This window comes from Mesorhizobium sp. P2_F5 (assembly GCF_056403715.1).
The window spans coordinates 170,078-188,457 of the sequence record NZ_JBFUEY010000002.1 but is presented as its reverse complement, the minus strand read 5'-3'; the positions used below and the strand labels follow the sequence as shown (position 1 = coordinate 188,457).

At 63.3% G+C, this 18,380-nt stretch carries 17 protein-coding genes; 11 read left to right on the top strand and 6 right to left on the bottom strand.

Features of this window, described 5'->3' with window-relative positions:
* Window positions 1–18 precede the first annotated feature (18 nt).
* The 5 genes from AC1DYO_RS03130 to AC1DYO_RS03110 form a co-directional block, all read right to left on the bottom strand.
* Window positions 19–1,377 (bottom strand): NAD(P)H-dependent oxidoreductase, encoded by a 1,359-nt coding sequence (locus tag AC1DYO_RS03130; protein WP_477260203.1) that lies wholly within the window; start codon window positions 1,375–1,377, stop codon window positions 19–21.
* A gap of 266 nt (window positions 1,378–1,643) precedes the next feature.
* Window positions 1,644–2,513: a PfkB family carbohydrate kinase gene (locus tag AC1DYO_RS03125; RefSeq protein WP_477260201.1), complete on the bottom strand. Its 870-nt coding sequence runs from the start codon at window positions 2,511–2,513 to the stop codon at window positions 1,644–1,646.
* Entirely contained in the window at window positions 2,510–3,379 is an 870-nt protein-coding gene (locus AC1DYO_RS03120; RefSeq protein WP_477260199.1) for a MurR/RpiR family transcriptional regulator, read from the bottom strand. Before AC1DYO_RS03120 ends, AC1DYO_RS03125 begins: the two co-directional genes overlap by 4 nt.
* Before the next feature lie 48 nt (window positions 3,380–3,427).
* Window positions 3,428–4,408, bottom strand: a complete 981-nt coding sequence (locus AC1DYO_RS03115) for a sugar phosphate isomerase/epimerase family protein (protein ID WP_477260197.1) — start codon at window positions 4,406–4,408, stop codon at window positions 3,428–3,430.
* Between the two features lie 106 nt (window positions 4,409–4,514).
* On the bottom strand, window positions 4,515–5,414 hold the full coding sequence (locus AC1DYO_RS03110) for a LysR substrate-binding domain-containing protein (RefSeq protein WP_477260195.1): 900 nt from the start codon (window positions 5,412–5,414) through the stop codon (window positions 4,515–4,517).
* A gap of 242 nt (window positions 5,415–5,656) precedes the next feature.
* Here AC1DYO_RS03110 and AC1DYO_RS03105 point away from each other — a divergent pair, with 242 nt between their 5' ends.
* Genes AC1DYO_RS03105 through AC1DYO_RS03090 form a run of 4 tightly spaced genes read left to right on the top strand, consistent with a single transcriptional unit; the run spans window position 5,657 to window position 10,119 of the window.
* Entirely contained in the window at window positions 5,657–6,685 is a 1,029-nt protein-coding gene (locus tag AC1DYO_RS03105) for a sugar ABC transporter substrate-binding protein (RefSeq protein WP_477260193.1), read from the top strand.
* A 10-nt stretch (window positions 6,686–6,695) separates the two neighbouring features.
* Window positions 6,696–8,231, top strand: a complete 1,536-nt coding sequence (locus AC1DYO_RS03100; RefSeq protein WP_477260191.1) for a sugar ABC transporter ATP-binding protein — start codon at window positions 6,696–6,698, stop codon at window positions 8,229–8,231.
* Window positions 8,228–9,211: an ABC transporter permease gene (locus tag AC1DYO_RS03095; protein ID WP_477260189.1), complete on the top strand. Its 984-nt coding sequence runs from the start codon at window positions 8,228–8,230 to the stop codon at window positions 9,209–9,211. The genes AC1DYO_RS03100 and AC1DYO_RS03095 overlap by 4 nt, the downstream gene beginning before the upstream one ends.
* Entirely contained in the window at window positions 9,211–10,119 is a 909-nt protein-coding gene (locus AC1DYO_RS03090) for an amidohydrolase family protein (RefSeq protein WP_477260187.1), read from the top strand. Before AC1DYO_RS03095 ends, AC1DYO_RS03090 begins: the two co-directional genes overlap by 1 nt.
* A 246-nt stretch (window positions 10,120–10,365) precedes the next feature.
* On the opposite strand, the gene AC1DYO_RS03085 is transcribed toward AC1DYO_RS03090, so the two are convergent.
* Entirely contained in the window at window positions 10,366–11,076 is a 711-nt protein-coding gene (locus AC1DYO_RS03085) for a TetR/AcrR family transcriptional regulator (protein ID WP_477260185.1), read from the bottom strand.
* A gap of 123 nt (window positions 11,077–11,199) precedes the next feature.
* Between AC1DYO_RS03085 and AC1DYO_RS03080 the strand changes: the two genes are divergently transcribed.
* From AC1DYO_RS03080 to AC1DYO_RS03050, 7 genes are all read left to right on the top strand, one after another.
* Window positions 11,200–12,129 carry a shikimate dehydrogenase gene (locus AC1DYO_RS03080; RefSeq protein ID WP_477260183.1) on the top strand — a complete coding sequence of 310 codons (930 nt, stop codon included), beginning with the start codon at window positions 11,200–11,202 and terminating at the stop codon, window positions 12,127–12,129.
* Between the two features lie 19 nt (window positions 12,130–12,148).
* Window positions 12,149–13,135 carry a TRAP transporter substrate-binding protein DctP gene (dctP, locus tag AC1DYO_RS03075; protein WP_477260181.1) on the top strand — a complete coding sequence of 329 codons (987 nt, stop codon included), beginning with the start codon at window positions 12,149–12,151 and terminating at the stop codon, window positions 13,133–13,135.
* A gap of 75 nt (window positions 13,136–13,210) precedes the next feature.
* Window positions 13,211–13,729 carry a TRAP transporter small permease gene (locus AC1DYO_RS03070; RefSeq protein WP_477260179.1) on the top strand — a complete coding sequence of 173 codons (519 nt, stop codon included), beginning with the start codon at window positions 13,211–13,213 and terminating at the stop codon, window positions 13,727–13,729.
* The gene (locus AC1DYO_RS03065; RefSeq protein ID WP_477260177.1) at window positions 13,726–15,027 is read left to right on the top strand and encodes a TRAP transporter large permease; all 1,302 of its coding nucleotides are present in this window, start codon (window positions 13,726–13,728) and stop codon (window positions 15,025–15,027) included. The genes AC1DYO_RS03070 and AC1DYO_RS03065 overlap by 4 nt, the downstream gene beginning before the upstream one ends.
* A gap of 20 nt (window positions 15,028–15,047) precedes the next feature.
* Window positions 15,048–15,482 carry a type II 3-dehydroquinate dehydratase gene (locus AC1DYO_RS03060; protein ID WP_477260175.1) on the top strand — a complete coding sequence of 145 codons (435 nt, stop codon included), beginning with the start codon at window positions 15,048–15,050 and terminating at the stop codon, window positions 15,480–15,482.
* Between the two features lie 189 nt (window positions 15,483–15,671).
* Window positions 15,672–16,391 carry a cyclase family protein gene (locus tag AC1DYO_RS03055; protein ID WP_477260173.1) on the top strand — a complete coding sequence of 240 codons (720 nt, stop codon included), beginning with the start codon at window positions 15,672–15,674 and terminating at the stop codon, window positions 16,389–16,391.
* A gap of 82 nt (window positions 16,392–16,473) precedes the next feature.
* On the top strand, window positions 16,474–18,357 hold the full coding sequence (locus AC1DYO_RS03050) for a bifunctional sugar phosphate isomerase/epimerase/4-hydroxyphenylpyruvate dioxygenase family protein (protein WP_477260171.1): 1,884 nt from the start codon (window positions 16,474–16,476) through the stop codon (window positions 18,355–18,357).
* The last annotated feature ends 23 nt before the right edge of the window (window positions 18,358–18,380 follow it).

The window sequence follows — 18,380 nt, the reverse complement described above, 5'->3', positions numbered from 1 at the left end:
CCTCCCCTCCGCGTGCTATCAGGCGGCCACGCTCGGCGTCGGGCGGAAGCGCTCTTCCATCTCGCGGCGCACTTTCACGACATCGAGGTCGTTCACCAGCTCGACATCGTTGAAGCTGACAATCTGGTCCTTCTTGACGGCACGCTTCAGCCGCACATTGTGCGCCAGCCCGATGGGAAGTGCGGCGCGCTCAAGGCTGATCGAAGCCGGGATCGCATTGGCCCAGACCGCAAAGCCACCCTCGCCGTCCAGCACCTCGCCCGGCTGCATGTCCTTCTTGGCCGTCGCCACCGCGTCGCCGCGGAACTCCTTCGATGAACCGGTCGGCTCGTTGCGCAGGACGGCAGACAGCACGCTGATCGAGGTCTCCAGCCCGATGATGTGGAAGGGCCGCCACATCGAGGCGTACCAGCCCGACGGGTCGGTCAGCAGTCCGTACTGCTTAAAGCAGGCGCGCGAGTATTCGTTGTGCGCCTTGAACGTGACGAAGACGCCATAGCGGATGTTATTGAAGACCTCACGGCCATCCGGCTCCTGGCTGGCGGCAATCTCGACCAGACCGGAGCGCGCCAAGCGGCCACCATCGGCGATCGGACGAAACACCTTGGCCAGATCGTGCAGGCCCGAGGGTGGGAAGGCCAGGCCGTCGTCGGGGCAGTCCAGACCGGTGCCATTGGCGACAGCGGCCATCTCGATGGCTGCCTTGGTGCCATCGGTGAAGGAGTTGTACATCTTCGGATTGAAGTCACCCTTTGCCACTTCCTCCTCGGTCCAGCCGAAGAAGCCCCAGACTGTGTCAGGAGTGGAATACCTGTAGCGCGGCTCGAAGTTCATCCCCTTGCCCGCCGCCGTCACCTCGAAACCGGTCGCTCGCGCCCAGTCCACCAGCTCACAAATCAACGCCGGCTGGTCGCCATAGGCCATCGAATAGACGACGCCCTTCTGGCGCGCCTTCTCGGCGAGGATGGGACCGACCATGACGTCGGCCTCCACATTGACCATGACGACATGCTTGCCGGCTTCGATCGCCGCCAGTGCATGGCGCGTCCCGGCAATGGGATGACCTGTCGCCTCGATCACGCATTCGATCTCTTCGCAGGCAAGCAGGGCTGCAACGTCATCGGTGACGAAGGTCGTGCCGTTCTTCACAGCCTCGCCGGCATCCTGTGCCTGGTATCGCTCCGCCGGCCAGCCCACGCGCTGCAAAGAGTCCCGCGCCTTGGAAACATTCAGGTCCGCAACCGCGACCATGTGGTATCCGGCGATACGCTGTGCCTGCGACAGCACCATCGAGCCGAACTTGCCGGCGCCGATCAGGCCCACCCGCACCGGACGACCACGTTCCGCGCGCGCGGCAAGCAAAGTGTAGAGGTTCATGTCTGTTTCCTTCGCACGACCGAATTTTCGAGCACGGCGTCGGCTTCGGCGAGGCATGCAAAGGCTTCCGTGCTCCGGCTGACCGGGACACGCAACGAAGGCGTCCGACGCCTTCCCGCAGTGACATTGCTACCTCCCCGGCCGGCCAAGCCGCCGATGGTCCGGCCAGTGCCTGCCGGACGCGCTCATTCGTATGGCGAGAAAGCTGTTAGCGCAATTTAGAAGGCGAGCTCGATTGTTTAGCTGGGCTAAAGATTGAAATGCCGTCAGGTCGAGACGTGGATGGCGGCGGCCTGGTTCGCGACGTCGAGGCATTGCGCAAAGGCGTGGCCCGCGGCCAGTGCAGCGGCAAAGCTCCCTGCGAAGACATCGCCCGCGCCATGCGTGCTGATCAGCCGGACCGGAATGGCGGGAACCACGACAGGATCCTGGCCGCTCAGCATGCCGGCCACGCCGTCTCCGCCCGCCGTCACCACGACAGTGGCGCAGCGGCTGGAGAGTAGCCTGACGGCGCCAACGGCCGAAGCAATGTCCCCGACCGGGCAGCCTGAGAACTGTTCGGCCTCGATGGCATTCACCATCAGTATATCGACCAGCGCGATGAGTTCGTCCGCCAGCGGCCGGTACGGCGCGGCATTGAGGCACACGGGCACCCTGGCCACCTTCGCGGCTTTCGCCGCGGCGAGATTGACGGCGTCGGGCATCTCGTTCTGCAGGATGAGCACGCCAGCGTCTCGCCAAAGCGTTGGGTCGCTCAGGCCCTTCGGATCGGCTGCGGCATTCGCCCCGGTAACGATGACGGCGCCATAGTCCCCGCTACTATCGGTTATGGCGACGCTCATGCCTGAGCCGCAGCCGTCGATGCGGGCGACACGGGACGTGTCGACACCGGCGGCAGTGAGATTGGAGAGGAGAAACCGGCCGAAATCATCGTCGCCCACGGCGCCCACCATGCGCACGTCGGCGCCGGCCTTCGCCGCCGCGACCGCCTGATTGCCGCCCTTGCCGCCGAATTTCGGCCGCCAGCCAAAGCCGGTGACCGTCTCGCCCTTGCGGGGGCGGTCGGGCGCGTCGACCATGATGTCGTAGTGAAGGCTGCCGACCACCACGACGACTGGGCTGGACGAGGCGGTCATGCGCCGCGCCGCTTGCCGGCGACCGCACCCATGGTCGCGGCGAGGTTGCGTTCGGCCGCCTTGAGGTCGCGCCGCGCGACCGCTGCGAAGACGGCATCGAAGATGATCAGCTGGGCAATGCGTGCGGCGGCATTTTCTCCCAGCAACGGCGAACCCTGGGCGGTCGAGCACAGCACCACATCGGCGACCGAGGCAAGCGGCGAGGTCGCATAGTTGGTGAGAGCGATGGTGCGAGCGCCGCGCCGGCGCGCCAGCTCGATGGCCTCGATCACGGCCGTGCTGGCACCCGAATGCGAGAAGGCGATAGCGACATCACCCTCCCCCAGCAGCGAAGCCGACATCAGCATCATATGCGTATCGTCGAACACGCTGGTGCGCACGCCGATGCGCAAGAGCTTGTGCGCGACGTCGCGCGCGATCTGGGCCGAGCCGCCGAGACCGTAGAGATCGCGCTGGCGCGCGCCGAAGATCAGGTCGGCCGCCCGCTCCAGCGCCTCCGGATCGAGAATGGCAAGCGTCTCCTCCAAGGCATGCACCGAAGTGCGGAACACTTTGCGCGCGATCTCGGCATCGGTGTCGTCGGGCGAAAGCTCCTCATGCAGCTCGGCGGTCGGCAGGCGGTTGTAGCCGGCGAGGCCTGCCCGGAAATCCTTGAAACCGTCGAAGCCGAGTTTCTTGGCGACCTTGACGATCATCGCCTCCGACACGCCGGCGTCTTCGGCCACGGCCTTCAGCGATGTAGCCTCGCCGAAATCGCGCCGGCCGAGGATCATGTCGACCACCCGCCCCTCCAGCGGTGTGAGGTGCGGCATCATCATGCGAATGCGCGGCCCGATCGTCCTCGGATCGCCAAGCGGCAGGCTCATGCTTTCTTCCTCGGCATCATCGTCTCCTGCGGCACTCGCGAACGCCAGTCACGCGCCGATCAAGGCCCTGTTGACGATCCTCTGGCTGGCCACGGCATCCTGACGGGCCAGCGCGTCGGCAAGGCCGTTGTCGCCAGCCAGTTCCTCGGAAATCTCCAGCAGGCGCCGCACGGTGGCGATGTTGACCTCGCATTCGGCGACCGGATCGAGCCCGCTGGTATCGGGAAAGGTATCGAAATAGAGCGCGCCGTCGAAACCGTCACGGCGGATCTGGTGGAGCAATTCGAGGGTCGAGCGAATATGCACTGCGCCGACCATCAACCCGTCATCGCGCTTGGCATATCCGTCATTGAGATGAACGCCCAGCAACCGGCTGCGGCGATGGATCAGATGCGCGACAAGGGCCGGCTGCTCGCCTGCATAGAGCGCATGCGCGAAATCGATGGTGACGCCGAGATTGGGCGCCCCCGCTTCGGCAACGGCAAGCAGCGTCGTCGCCGCGTCCCGCAACAGCGACTGCGCGCGCGGCTCGTCGGGCTTGTATTCGATGCTGATGCGGCAGCCCGGATCATGCTCGGCCACTTCGCGTATGCCGGCGACCTCCCAATCCCAGACCTGCGCGTAATCCAGCTGGAAGTTGTAGTCGAAGCCATCCTGGCCGAGCCAGATCGTCATCAGATCGACTCCCATGGCGCGCGCCGCGTCGATGCCGCGCTTGGTCAGGTCGATGGCTTCGCGTCTCACGACCTCGTCCGGATTGGTGAAGGCTCCGCGCTTGAATGCCGGGTTGGTGTAGTAGCGCATGGCAAGGCCGTTGACGGACAGTCCGAGATCGCCGATCCGCCGGGCAATTGCCGCAGGCTCCCCCGAAACATGATCGGGGAAGTTCAGGTCGAGGTCGGTAAGGCCACGCACGGTTGCGGCGCGCTCGACCATCTGCATCATGCTCGGCTTGCCGGAAAGGTCCGGCCATTGCAGCTGCGGAGCGGACGCGAAAGAGTTCAATCGGGTGGCGAAACGGGACAGCATAAGAAACCTTCGGCTTTCAGATTTTTCACACAAATACAGAAAGTCGTAAAGTTATCAAGTGGACGGGCTGGACACCGCGCCCGACCCAATCACGCTCCGCGGATGACTATTTCGGTGCCGGCTGGTCCGGCATCCGGTCGCGCTCTGCGCGCAGCCAGTCCAGGAAAAGCCGCACCTTCTTTTGCCGCAGATGATCGCGCGGACAGACGATCCACTGCGTCACGATGCGGACCGAAGGAGGATCGGCGACGGGGCAGATGAGCCGGCCGTCGCGCAGTTCACGTTCCATCATCATGCTGCTTTCGAGCGCGATCCCCATCCCGTCGAGGGCTGCGTCAATGGCCATGTGGCTGCGGTCGAACAGGATGCGGCGCCATCGGTGCGCCGGCTGCGCGCCGGCGAGCTTGAACCAGGCCGGCCATTGGGCCTGCGACTTCACCGAATGGATCAGCCGAAACCGCGTCAGGTCCTCGGCGCGAAGACTGCCCGCCGCCGCCAGAGCCGGCGCGCAGGCTGGAATGAACGTCTCTTCGGCCATACCCTCAACGAAAAGGCCGGGCCAGCGCCCATCGCCATGGCGTATTTCCAGGTCGACGAGCTCGCGATTGAAATCGGTCGGCTCATTGGTTCCATCGAGGCGGATTTCCAATTCCGGGTTCTGGTCGAGAAAGGAGGCAAGGCGCGGCAGCAGCCATTTGTTGGACAGCGTCGGTGTCGCCCGCACGGTCAGCATCGTCACAGAGCGGTAGCCGCGGATCGTGCTGGTGGCCTCGGATATGCGCTCGATCTCGTCGGTGATGGTCGCGAAATAGCGTTCGCCCGCTTCCGTAAGCACCACGCGGCGGCCCATCTTGGTCAGCAGGCTCACCCCGAGCTGAAGCTCGAGCGCCTGGATCTGCTGGGTCACCGCCGACGGTGTCACGCCGAATTCCTCGGCGGCCCGCGAAATGCTGCCGGCGCGGGCAGCGGCATGGAAAACCCAAATCGCCTTGACCGGTATCTGCATGCCTTTTCCACCCCGTTTGGCCGGCCCATTCCATAGCATTTTTCTTTTAGCCTGGCTAATAGATCGGATAGGTCTTCTAATTTGTATCTAACAGATTGAATGATCTAGTTTTCAACTTGCTGCAACACGGTGAAGTCGTGAACAGCCAGAGCGCGTGAGGGCGTGAGGATCTGGCCCGCGCTTGGGTCTACAGGGAAGAGGAAGCTCCGGAGCTGATCCGGCACCCAATGGGAGGAATTTCGATGAAGTTACGGACAAGCGGCCTGTTCGCCGCGTCGACGGCACTGGCCCTTTTCAGCGTAGTCCCGGCTTTCGCGGAGGACAGTTGCCCGGCCTATCCGACAGCCAAGATGGACAAGATCGAATCGACGGCCGTCGAGGCGGAATTCGGCGCGGTGCCGGCGCCCAAGAAGGAGCTGCGTTTTGCCTATGTCACCAAGACGCTGATCAACGAGTTCTGGCAGGACGTCGCGGCCGGCGCGAAGGCCGAGGCGGCGAAGTACAAGATCAGCGTCGACGTGCAGGCCGCCAAGGACGAGAACTCGATGATCGAGCAGCTCAACCTGGCGCAGACGGTGCTGTCGCAGAAGCCGGACGCGCTGCTGCTGTCACCGCAATCCGATTCCAATCTGGCGCCGGTGATCGAAGCGGCCCGCGCCGCCAACATCCCCACCATCATCATTGACGACGCGCGCACCGATGGTGCCAGCACCTACATCGGCACCGACCAGGTCTCGATCGGCGCCAAGGCAGCCGCCTTCCTGCACCAGACCTATCCGGACGGCGGCAAGGTCGCCCAGATCGAGGGGGCTGCCGGTTCGCCCAATGCGCGCCTGCGCATCCAGGGCTTCAAGGAAGAGCTGAAGAAATACACCAATCTCGAGCTCGTCGCGAGCCAGCCCGGCAACTGGGACCGGCTGACGGCGTTGAACACCACCTCGAACATCCTGCGCCAGACGCCGGACCTCGCCGGCATCTACGCCAACAATGACGGCATGGCGCTCGGCGTCGTCGAAGCCGTCACCAGCGGCAGCAGCCTGGAAAAGGTCGCCGTCGTCGGTACCGACGGCATCCGGGAAGCGAAGAAATCGGTCGGCGCCGGCGAGATGCGCGCGACCGTAGCGGAGTTCCCCTTCGAGGAGGGTCAGCTCGGCGTCCAAATGGCGCTGCGGCTTCTCGGCTGTCAGGCCATTCCGCAGTGGATCTTGTCGCCCCAGGCCGTTATCACCAAGGACAACGTCAAGGATTTTCCCGATCCCAAGACAAACTGAGGCACCGCAGGTGCTTGGTCGAAACACCAATCCAGAGGACGGCGAAAGCCGTCCTCCCGCTCTTCGGATGACCGGCATCGCCAAGCGCTTCGCCGGCGTCCAGGCGCTGAAAGGCGTCGATCTCGATTTGCGCGGCGGCGAGGTTCACGCCCTTCTGGGCGAGAACGGAGCCGGCAAGTCCACACTGATGAAGGTGATGTTCGGCATCGTGCAACCGGATGAAGGGCGCATCGCGCTCGATCCGCTCGGCGCCGTGCGCATCGATGGGCCGCGCGACGCGCTGGCCATGGGCATCGGCCTCGTCAGCCAGGAACTCAGCCTCGTACCGCAACTCGACGTTGCCCAGAACATCTTCCTCGGCCGGACACGCGGATTAAAGCTCGTTCCGCGCGCCGGCTTCCGCCGCCAGGCGCGCGCCATCCTCGACGACCTGGCGCCGCATCTCGATACCGACACGCCGGTATCGGCACTCGGCATGGCCGACCGGCAACTGGTGGAGATCAGCCGCACGCTCGCCCGCGGCGGCCGCATCATCGCCTTCGACGAGCCGACATCCAGCCTGACTCCTGCCGAGCAGGAAAGCCTGTTCGCTGTCATCCGGAGCCTCAAGGCGGCCGGCAAGGCGATCGTCTACATCTCGCATCGGATGAACGAAATCCGCGCCATAGCCGATCGTGTGACCATCCTGCGCGATGGCGAGGTCGTCGCTTCCGGCCCGATCGGCGACTATTCCGAGGCCAAGCTCAATGAGCTGATCGCGGGCCGCGAACTGTCGCGCGAGATGAGTGCCGAAAAGCCGGCGCCGGTCGACAGCACGCCGCTGATCGAGCTGCGCGGCGTCTCCACCGCCCGCATCAGCGACGTCAACCTGTCGATCGGCGCCGGAGAGATCGTCGGGCTGTCGGGCTTGGTCGGCTCGGGACGCTCCGCCGTCCTGCGCGCCTGTTTCGGCATCGATCCGCTCTCGGCCGGCGAGATCAGCATCGCCGGCAAGCGCGTGACCCTCGGCAAGCCGGCAGACGCCATGCGGGCCGGCGTAGCCCTGATTCCCGAGGACCGCAGGGGCCATGCGATCGTGCCTATGATGGATGTCGAGCGCAATTTCGGCCTCGGCAATCATGACCGCTTTGCATCGCTTGGCGTGATCAAGGGCGCGGAAAGGCAACAGGCCGCCAGGCGCTATGTGGATGACCTGCACATCCGCCCCGCTTCGATCGGCACCGAGATGCGCAACCTTTCGGGCGGCAACCAGCAGAAGGTGGTGATCGCTCGCTGGCTGGCGACGGGCGCGCGCGTGTTCCTGTTCGACGAGCCGACCCGCGGCATCGATGTCGGCGCCAAGGCGGAGATCTATGCGCTGCTGCGTCGCCTCGCCGCCGATGGAGCAGCGCTGTTCGTGGTGTCGTCGGAATTGCCGGAACTCCTGCTGATCTGCCATCGCATCGGCATCGTCAGCGGCGGGCGCCTGCGCAGCATTGTCGACAACGACGCCAGCCTGACCGAGGAGCGGCTGATCGCGCTTGCCGCCCGAGAGGAGAATCCGTGACCGAACTCAGTTCCCTACCGCGAACGGAAGTGGCCGACAGAAAGAGTCCTACGGTGTCGCGACGCGGCGATACGCTGCGCAAAGCGAGCGTGGCGATCGGCTGCGTGGCGCTTTTCCTGGTCTTCTCGGTGCTCAACGGCACTTTCTACCAGCCGTCGAACCTCATCGACATCATGTTGCAGTCCTCGATCAACGCGGTGATCGCGGTCGGCATGACGCTGGTCATCATGACCAAGGGCATCGACCTGTCGGTCGGCTCGACCGTCGGCCTGTCCAGCATGGTCGCGGCCGACATGCTCTCGCATGGGCTGCTGGCCGGCATCGGCGCCGGGCTTCTTGTCGGGCTCGTCTGCGGCCTGCTGAACGGCGTGCTGATCGCCAGGCTGAAGTTGCCCGATTTCATCGTCACGCTCGGCACGCTCAGCATCTTCCGGGGCGCCGCGCTGATCTACACCGACGGCCAGCCGATCTACGGATTGCCCAAGGAGTTCCGCGCCATCTTCGCCGGCCGCGTCCTCGACATCCCGACGCCCGTGCTTCTGGCATTGGCGGTGGCAGCCCTTGCCTATCTGCTGGTCCGCTACACGGCGCTGGGCGAGCAGATCATCGCCATCGGCGGCAACGAGGAAGCTGCCAGGCTCTCGGGCATCAACATCGAAAGGGTGAAAATCACCGTCTATACGATCTCCGGGGTCCTTTCGAGCCTGGCCGGCTTCGTGCTGATCGCCCGCATCGGTGCTGCCGAACCGATCGGCGGCAGCGGTTTCGAGCTGCAGGCGATCGGCTCGGCCGTGATCGGCGGGGCGAGCCTGTTTGGCGGCGTCGGCAATCCGCTTGGCTCGCTCGTTGGAGCGCTGACCCTGGGGGGCCTGCAGAACGGGTTGACGCTGATGAACGTTCCGTCCTTCTGGCAGTATGTTGCTTCGGGCGTCGTCGTCATCCTCGCCGTGTTCGCCGACCAGTGGACACGCAAGCGCTGATGATGCCGGCCGACGAAGGCTGGGCGATCGTCGATGCGCATCAGCATTTCCAGAGCCTTTCGGACGCCGCCTATCCGTGGCTCGATCCCGACAGGCCGGAGCCGCTGGAGGGCGATCTCTCGCCCATCCGCCGCGACTATCTGCCGGCCGACTACCGCCGCGACATGGATCGGCTCGGCATCGTCAAGACGGTGCATGTGCAGAACGGCCGCAACCCGCACGTTCCGCTCGACGAAACGCGCTGGCTGAGCGCGCTGGCGAGGCGGGAGGGCATGCCGGATGCGATTGTCGCCTATGCCGATCTGGCCGCGCCGGATGCCGAGCGGCTTCTCGAGGCCCTTGCCGGTTTCCCACGCCTACGCGGAATTCGGCAAATCTTGAACTGGCACGACGAGCCGCGCCTGCGCAGCGCGCCCGGCCCAGATCTCATGGAGAGCCCGCAATGGCGGCGTGGCTTTGCCCGCCTCGCACCGCTCGGGCTGAGCTTCGACCTCCAGCTCTACTGGCCGCAGATGGATAGCGCACTGGCGCTCGCGAGGGCCTTCCCGGACACCCTGATCGTGCTCGAGCATTTCGGCATGGTCGCTGATCGGAGCGTGGAAGGGCTTTCCCGCTGGCGCTCTGCGATCAGACGGCTGGCGCAAGCGCCAAACATCAACGTCAAGCTATGCGGCTTCGGTCTCGGTGACCCCGCCTGGACGGTCGAAAGCACGCTGCCGCTGCTCGACCACGCGCTGGAAGCATTCGGCGCCGGGCGCACGATGGTGGGAACCAACATTCCGGTGGACCTGCTCTTTGCCTCCCCGAGAAAGATCATCGCTGCGATCCATGCCGCCGTTGGGCAGCTGTCTGAGCAGGAGCGCATTGCCGTGCTTCGCGCAAACGCGGAACGGTTCTACAAAATCTAGAAACTTCATTGGAGGTGAAGCTCCTTTGTATTCGGGAAAGACGTTGGTCAATTCGGTTAAGCTGGGCTCTTGTCCGACGTCAGCTTTTATGGTCTCCAACAATGTCCGGTCTGGGCCGTAGGCGGATTGGCGGCTTTTGGCATCCGAGGAACGATGGGGGACGCTCAGGCCGATGGGACCAAGGTCTGAAGCTGGGTCCGCAACAGCCTCTCAGCTCCCAAACTGAATATCAGGAAAGCACAACGATCAGGAGCGGGCGGCTCCACGAGTGCGCGCCTTCGGACGCTCGGGTTTCAGCGCAAGGCCGACGATCATTTCCACCAAATGATCTCGGAGCGAGCGCTGACCGTCCACGGTGTAAAGTGTGCTGCCAAAAATGCGTGAGAAGGTGGCTTGGTTGGAGACGTTGAAGAAGCTCGACGCGCTGATGTGCCAGTGCAGTTCGAGCGGGGACACGTCTTCACGGAAAAGACCATCCGCGCGCCCGCGCCGGCAGATCGCCTCAAGCTTTTGAATAGCCCCTGCATTCAACAGCCTGATCAGTTCAGACTGTTCGAGATACACGCCATGATGGATGTTTTCGATCATCACGATCCTGATGAAATCCGGATGGCGGCTGTGGTGATCGAAGGTGAACTCAGTGAGCCGCTTCAGTGCCTCGACCGGCGACAGATGATCAAGCTCCAGCTCCTGCTCGCCCGTTCGCACCTGCCGGTAGGCTTCCTCGAGGACGCGCCCGTAGAGCCGTTCCTTGTCGCCGAAATAGTAGTAGATCATTCGCTTTGACGTATGCGTCTTTGCCGCGATCTCGTCGATGCGCGCGCCCGACAGGCCGTTTGCGGCAAACTCGGTCATCGCCACCGCGAGTATGTTCTTTTGAACGCCGGCGGGATCCTGCTTCCACCCGCTGCGGCCGCCCGCCGCCGCCTTCTCGTTCAGCATCATCTCGTCACTCATGTCCGCTCCTCGCAATCGTGGCACCGGCATCTGAATCTAGCAAATTAACCGAATAGTACAAAGTAGTTGACGAAATTAACTGACTGGTACAAAGTTGCGCCCAGTTCGATTTGGGAGGATCGTTTGGCCTTGCTTGCCGCCACCGCTGCGGAAAAATGGGAGACGCCTCCCAGTTCGCGCCGCATATTGGTCGGCTTGCTCGGGCGTGGAATTCAACTTTCCCGGACGCCGGCGATGCACGAGGCGGAAGGCCGCGCCCAGGGGCTCTCCTGTGTTTATACGCTGCTCGATACCGAAACCATGGGCGAGACTGCCCCTCCTTTGGGTGATCTCATCGCCTTTGCCGGGCACTTCGGCTTCACCGGCTTCAACGTCACATTCCCCTACAAACAGGAAATCATCCCGCTGCTCGACGAGCTTTCCGAGGCGGCCGAGATCCTTGGCTCGGTCAATACCGTGGTGTTCCGGGGCGGCCGGCGCATCGGTCACAACACCGACAAGTGGGGGTTCAAGGAGAGTTTTCGCCACGGGCTGGCCGGACAGAAGCGTCGGGAGGTGCTGCTGCTGGGAGCCGGGGGTGCCGGCGCTGCCGTGGCCCAAGCCTTGTTGGAAAGCGGCGTCGAGACGCTGCTGGTGACCGATTTGCAGGCTGATCGGGCCGAAGCGCTGGCGTCGCGGCTCGGGTCGGCCGGCGGCACGCAAAAGGTGGAGGTCATCTCGGACCTCGCTGCGGCCTCGGCTCGCGCAGACGGCATCGTCAACGCGACGCCGGTCGGGATGGCAAAGTTGCCCGGCATGCCGATCGCCGCCGATCTGTTGCGGCCGGAGTGCTGGGTCGCCGACATCGTCTACCTGCCGCTCGAAACGGAACTGCTCAGGGAGGCACGGCAACGGGGTTGCCGCACGCTCAGCGGCGAGGGAATGGCCGTGTTCCAGGCCGTGCGGGCTTTTGAACTTTTCACCGGGCTTGCGCCCGATGTTGAACGGATGAAGGCGGCGTTTGCCGCCTTTGGGAGAGTCCGTGATCCAGCCGACATAGGACTTGGACACTAGCCAATAGGGAGGAAAGACCATGACTTTCAATGCCACACGCCGGGAACTCCTGGTTGGGGCGGGCGCGCTCGCCACGACGGCAGCCTTTCCGGCGCTCGCCCAGGACAAGCCGAAGCTGCGCTTCTCGGCCGTGTTCTCCGAACAAGACATCCGCGCCGACATGATGAAAATGTTCGCCGACGCGATCAAGGACGACTTCGTCTTTGAGGGCTACTACGGCGGCAACCTGTTCAAGCAGGGTACCGAGCTCGTCGCCTTGCAGCGCGGCAATCTCGAGATGGGCAACATCGCACCGCAGGATATCTCCAAGCAGATCCCGGCGTGGTCGATCGTCACCGCCGCCTATTTGTTCCGCGACGCCGCGCATCTGAAAACCTTCTTCGCCGGCGATCTCGGCGCGGAGATGAAGAAGATGACCGAGGACCAGCTTGGCGTGCGCGTGCTCGGGCCGACCTATTTCGGCGCCCGGCAGATCGGCCTCAAGCCGGACAAGAAGATCACCACTCCCGCCGACATGGCGGGCATCAAGCTGCGCATGCCGGGCGGTGACGCCTGGCAGTTCCTCGGCTCCGCACTCGGCGCCAATCCCGTCGCCATGGCCTATGCCGAAGTCTATACCGGGCTGCAGACTGGCGCGATCGACGGCCAGGACAATCCGCTGCCGAATGTCGAGAACATGAAGTTCTATGAGGTCATGTCGCAGATCGTGCTGACCTCGCACCTGGTCGGTTTCGATCTGCTGACCGTGTCGAAGAAGGTGTGGGATGACATGGGCGCCGACAAACAGGCGAAGTTCCAGGCCGCCGCTGACGCCGCCATCGAATTCAGCACGCAAAAGCACCTAGCGCGCGAGAAGGAGCTGGTCGAGCTGTTCAAGGGCAAGGGCCTCAAGCTCTACGAGCCCGATATCGCCGCGTTCCGCAAATACGCTCAGGAGAAATACCTGTCGTCGGACCTCGCCAAGGACTGGCCGGCCGGCATGGTCGACAAGATCAACGCGCTCTAAGCCGGAGGTGCGGCGGGGATTGCTTGCGCCGCGCCTCTCATTCCAGAAATGGCTTTCACAGGCGGAGAAGCCCGCGTGAACCCTTCGCTCCGAAACCTTGGCCGCTGGCTATACCGGCGCGCCGAGAACGTCCTCGCCGTCATGCTGGCGGCAATGTTCGCGGCCTTCCTGCTGCAGATCGTCTTTCGCTATCTGCTCAACATGCCGATCGGCTGGACCAACGAAATCAGCGTGATCCTGTGGATCTGGCTGGTGCTGTGGGGTGGGGCCTTCGTTGTGCGCGAGGAGGAGGAGATCCGCTTCGACCTCTTCTACGCCTCGGCACCACCGCGTGTTCGCCGCATCATGTTCCTCATCGCGGCCGCATCGCTGATCGCGCTCTACGCGATTTCGTTTCCTGCCGTGCTCGACTACGTGACATTCATGAAGGTCGAAAAGACCGCCTATCTGAAGATCCGCTTCGACTGGCTGTTCTCGATCTACATCCTCTTCGTCGTGGCTATCATTCTGCGCTACCTCTGGCTGTCCTGGCAGGCCGTGTTCGGCAAGGCGCCAAAGGAGTTCGATCCTACCAAGGCGGGATCGGGGGTATGAATCTCACCAGCCCATTCTCGATCTCGGTCGTCGCGATCACCGTGCTTGCCTTCCTCGGGCTGCCGATCGGGCACTCCATGATCGCCGGCTCGATCCTCTATCTGCTGCTGGCAGGGCTCGATATGGGGACGGCGGCCGAGCAGCTCCTGAACGGGATGTACAACAACTACATCATCCTCGCCGTGCCGCTGTTCATCCTGGCCGCGGAACTGATGAACATCGGCTCGATGACCGAGCGCCTGCTGCGCTTCTGCGATGCCGTGGTCGGCCGGTTCCGGGGCGGCCTTGCCTACGTCAACATCGTCCAGAGCATCATCTTTGCGGGCATGTCGGGATCGGCCATCGCCGATGCCGCCGGCACCGGCAAGATGATGCAGATGATGATGACCAAGGACGGCAAGTACACGCCGAGCTACGCTGCGGCGCTGACGGCCGTGACTGCCGTCATCGGCCCGATCATCCCGCCGTCGATCCCCATGGTCATCTATGCGCTCGTGTCCGATGCCTCGATTGGCTACCTGTTCCTCGGCGGCGTCATTCCCGGCCTGCTGATGGCAGCGGCGCAGATGGGGATCGTGGCCTATCAGGCGCGGCGCAACAACTTTCCAGTCGAGGCGCCAACGCCGCTGCGCGAACTGCCGGGCATTACCTGGCGTGCCTTCCCCTCGCTCATGATGCCGGTCGTGTTGCTCGGCGGCATCTACACCGGCGTCACCACGCCGACCGAAGCGGCGGCCGTGGCTGCGGCGTACGCCCTGATTATCTCCGTCGTTCTCTACCGCAGTGTCAGCTTCGCCGATTTCTACCGTTCCGTGCTGGCCAGCGCGCGCACCTCGGCCTCGATCGGCATGCTGATCGCCGGCGCCCTGGTCTTCAATTATGTGGTCACCGTCGAGAACATCCCTGAATCTATCAAGGCCATTCTCACAAGCTGGGATCTGTCGCCCACCGGCTTCCTGATCCTCGTCAATATCCTCCTCCTGCTGCTTGGCTGCGTGCTCGAAGGCACCACGATTCTTCTCGTGATCGTGCCCGTCCTCATCCCGACGGCGCGCGCGCTCGGCATCGACATGGTGCATTTCGGGGTGACGGTGGTGGTCAACATCATGCTCGGCCTGGTGACGCCGCCATACGGTCTGCTGCTGTTCATCATGACGAGGATCGCCGAGGTGCCGCTGAAGGACATCGTCCGCGACGTGCTGCCGTTCCTATGGGCGATGATCGCTGCGCTGGCTCTCATCACTTTTTTCCCGGAGTTCGTGCTCTGGCTGCCCCGGCTGCTGGGTTACCAGGGCTGATCGAAGACAAAGGAGCCGTCATGGCGAAGCCTATCTACGTGATCAACGGCCCGAACCTGAACCGGCTCGGCAAGCGCGAACCGGAAATCTACGGCACGACGACGCTGGCCGAGATCGAGGCCATCTGCCGCGATGCGGCCGGCGACACGCCCGTCCGTTTCCACCAGTCGAACAGCGAAGGCCAGATCATCGACTGGATCCACGAAGCGATCGACGAGGGAGCCGGGATCGTCATCAATCCGGCCGGTCTGTCCTTCACGTCGATCGCAATCCTAGACGCGCTGAAGATGTTTTCCGGGCCGATCGTCGAGCTCCACATCTCGAATATTCACAGGCGCGAGGAGATCTACCACCGATCGCTTGTGTCGAAGATCGCGACCGCAGTCATCGCCGGCCTCGGGCCTCGGGGATATGCCACCGCCGTGAAATCGTTGAGGGAGTTGGCCGACGAATAGCGATGGTCGGCGATCTCGCCAGGCAGCGCGCCTCTAGTTTTTACGGGAGTTAACAAGGAAGGGAAGGAAAGCCACATGTGTCCTCCAGGATGCCTTCATTCGATCTGCGAAAACGCCACCCGCAGAGGACTGCTGAAAGCCGGATTTACGCTCGGCCTTGGCGCGGCAGCGGCAGCCACGCTTCCAACTGTGCAGCGAGCCCAGGCGGCGGCGACGAGTTTTACCGACACGGTCGACCTCTCTCACGCGCTCTATGAAGGGTTTCCAACTTTCAGCGGCGAGAAATGGTTCACGGTCGAGCATCTCGTCACCTTCGCCAAGGACAAGGTGAACCTCAATCGTTGGACGATCGTGGAGCACAGCGGCACCCACATGGACGCGCCTATCCACTTCTCCGCCGACGGTTTGACGGCCGACATGATCCCGATCTCGGATCTGATCGTCCCTGTCGCCGTCATCAGCATCGCGGCGCGCGCCGCCGAGAACGCGGACACATCGCTGACGCCGGATGACATCAAGGCGTGGGAGTCAAAGAACGGACCCCTCCCGGAAGGCTGTTGCGTGGTGATGAACTCCGGATGGCACAAACTGGTCGGCGACCCGAAGTTCACCGGCAATGACAATGAGAAGAGAAATCACACCCCCGGTTTTCATATCGAGACCGCGCAGTTCCTGATTGGCGAGCGAAAGGTGAAGGGGATTGGTGTCGACACGCTTTCACTGGACACAGGGCTCAATTCGGGCGGGGCGTTTCCCGTCCACTACGAATGGTTGGGCAGCGGTCGTTGGGGCGTGGAGTGCCTGGCGAACCTCGACGCGATCCCTGAATCCGGAGCACATCTCTTCCTCGGGATTCCCAAGGTGAAAGGCGCGACCGGCGGGCCCACCCGCGTCATCGCGCTTCTTTGATGCAACCAGGAACGCCCGTTCACAGATGCTGTCTGCTCCTTGGACTTGGCCAAGTCCAAGGAACATGGCTTGGACCTCAGCGATGAAAACCTCGATCGCCACCGTCTCGATCAGCGGTGACCTCCGCGAGAAGCTCGCGGCCATCGCCGCGGCCGGCTTCGACGGGGTGGAAATATTCGAGAATGACTTTCTTGCTTACGACGGCAGCCCTGCCGAAGTCGGGCGGATGATCAGGGATCACGGCCTGGAGATCACACTGTTCCAGCCCTTCCGCGATTTCGAGGGAATGCCCGAACAGCAACGTTCGCGCGCCTTCGATCGGGCGGAGCGCAAGTTCGACCTGATGCAAGAACTCGGCACGGACCTGATGCTGGTGTGTTCCAACATCTCGCCCGCCGCACTCGGCGGTATCGACCGTGCCGCCGACGATTTCCACGCGCTCGGCGAGTTGGCGGCGAAACGAGGCCTGCGCGTTGGCTACGAGGCGCTCGCCTGGGGGCGGCATATCAGTGACCATCGCGACGCATGGGAGATTGTCAGGCGGGCGAACCATCCCAACATCGGACTGATCCTTGACTCCTTCCACACCCTGGCCCGGCGGGTGGATGTCGAGACGATCCGCGCCATCCCCGGCGATCGCATCTTCATCGTCCAGCTTGCCGACGCTCCGCTGATCGACATGGACCTGCTGTACTGGAGCCGCCATTTCCGGAACATGCCGGGCGAAGGTGACCTGCCGGTGGTCGACTTCATGCGAGCGGTCGCGGCAACAGGCTACGGCGGGCCATTGTCGCTCGAAATATTCAACGACCAGTTCCGCGGTGGATCGCCCAGGTCTATCGCGGTCGATGGGCACAGGTCCCTGGTCTACCTCATGGATCAGGTTGCACGCGCCGAGCCGGACATCGCGATCGACGTGCCGGCTTTGCCGGAACGTGTCGCGGTCAGCGGCATCGAGTTCGTCGAGTTCGCCGTAAACGAGACCGAGGCTGAAGAGTTGGTGCTGCTGCTACGTGCCATGGGGTTCTCGCTGGTCGGTCGCCACAAGCACAAAGATGTGGTGCTGCTTCGCCAGGGCGCCATCAACATTGTCGTCAACACCGAAAAGGAAGGGCTGGCGCACTCCTCATACCTCGTTCACGGCGCTTCTGCCTATGCGTTCGGATTGAAGGTCGACGATGCCGCCGCAACCGTGGCCCGCGCTCGCGCATTGGGCGCCGAGCCCTTTGAACAGCGCCATGGCCCCGATGAGCTGGCGATACCGGCAATACGCGGGGTCGGAGGCGGCGTGATCTACTTCATCGACGGCAGGAGCGAGTTGGCAAAAGTCTGGGAGATCGAATTCGAACCGGTCGACGACGTCGGCGACGATGCCGGGCTGATGGCAATCGACCACCTCGCTCAATCGATGAACTATGAGGAGATGCTGACCTGGCTGCTTTTTTACACATCGATCTTCAGGACGACAAAATTGCCCATGGTGGATGTGATCGATCCGGCCGGCGTCGTGCGCAGCCAGGTCGTGGAGAGCGATGATGGCGGGCTTCGGCTTACTTTGAACGGTGCGGAGAACCGCAGGACGCTGGCTGGCCATTTTATCGCCGAGAGCTTCGGCTCGGGCGTGCAGCATCTGGCCTTCGCCAGCCGCGATATCTTCCAGACCGCCGACCGCCTGACCGAGATCGGCTTCAAGGGGTTGGAGATTTCAACGAACTACTACGACGATCTCGAAGCACGCCTCGGGCTCGAACCGGAATTCACCAACCGGTTGCGGGCCCGCAACATCCTCTTCGATCGCGATGAGGGCGGTGACTATTTCCAGCTCTACAGCCAGACCTACGGCGAGGGTTTCTTCTTCGAGATCGTCGAGCGTCGCGGCTATCGAGGCTACGGGGCAGCCAATGCCTCGTTCCGCATTGCTGCCCAGAAGCGAACACTGAGGCCCAAAGGCATGCCGAGGATCTGACCGTCACGAAGTGGCCGACAGCG

Excerpts from the sequence above, each read along its gene's own strand:
- AC1DYO_RS03050 (WP_477260171.1), top strand. The coding sequence starts at position 16,474 with ATGAAAACCTCGATCGCCACCGTCTCGATCAGCGGTGACCTCCGCGAG.
- AC1DYO_RS03125 (WP_477260201.1), bottom strand. The coding sequence starts at position 2,513 with ATGACCGCCTCGTCCAGCCCAGTCGTCGTGGTGGTCGGCAGCCTTCAC.
- AC1DYO_RS03060 (WP_477260175.1), top strand. The coding sequence starts at position 15,048 with ATGGCGAAGCCTATCTACGTGATCAACGGCCCGAACCTGAACCGGCTC.
- AC1DYO_RS03130 (WP_477260203.1), bottom strand. The coding sequence starts at position 1,377 with ATGAACCTCTACACTTTGCTTGCCGCGCGCGCGGAACGTGGTCGTCCG.
- AC1DYO_RS03065 (WP_477260177.1), top strand. The coding sequence starts at position 13,726 with ATGAATCTCACCAGCCCATTCTCGATCTCGGTCGTCGCGATCACCGTG.
- AC1DYO_RS03115 (WP_477260197.1), bottom strand. The coding sequence starts at position 4,408 with ATGCTGTCCCGTTTCGCCACCCGATTGAACTCTTTCGCGTCCGCTCCG.
- dctP (WP_477260181.1), top strand. The coding sequence starts at position 12,149 with ATGACTTTCAATGCCACACGCCGGGAACTCCTGGTTGGGGCGGGCGCG.
- AC1DYO_RS03085 (WP_477260185.1), bottom strand. The coding sequence starts at position 11,076 with ATGAGTGACGAGATGATGCTGAACGAGAAGGCGGCGGCGGGCGGCCGC.
- AC1DYO_RS03090 (WP_477260187.1), top strand. The coding sequence starts at position 9,211 with ATGATGCCGGCCGACGAAGGCTGGGCGATCGTCGATGCGCATCAGCAT.
- AC1DYO_RS03110 (WP_477260195.1), bottom strand. The coding sequence starts at position 5,414 with ATGCAGATACCGGTCAAGGCGATTTGGGTTTTCCATGCCGCTGCCCGC.
- AC1DYO_RS03120 (WP_477260199.1), bottom strand. The coding sequence starts at position 3,379 with ATGAGCCTGCCGCTTGGCGATCCGAGGACGATCGGGCCGCGCATTCGC.
- AC1DYO_RS03105 (WP_477260193.1), top strand. The coding sequence starts at position 5,657 with ATGAAGTTACGGACAAGCGGCCTGTTCGCCGCGTCGACGGCACTGGCC.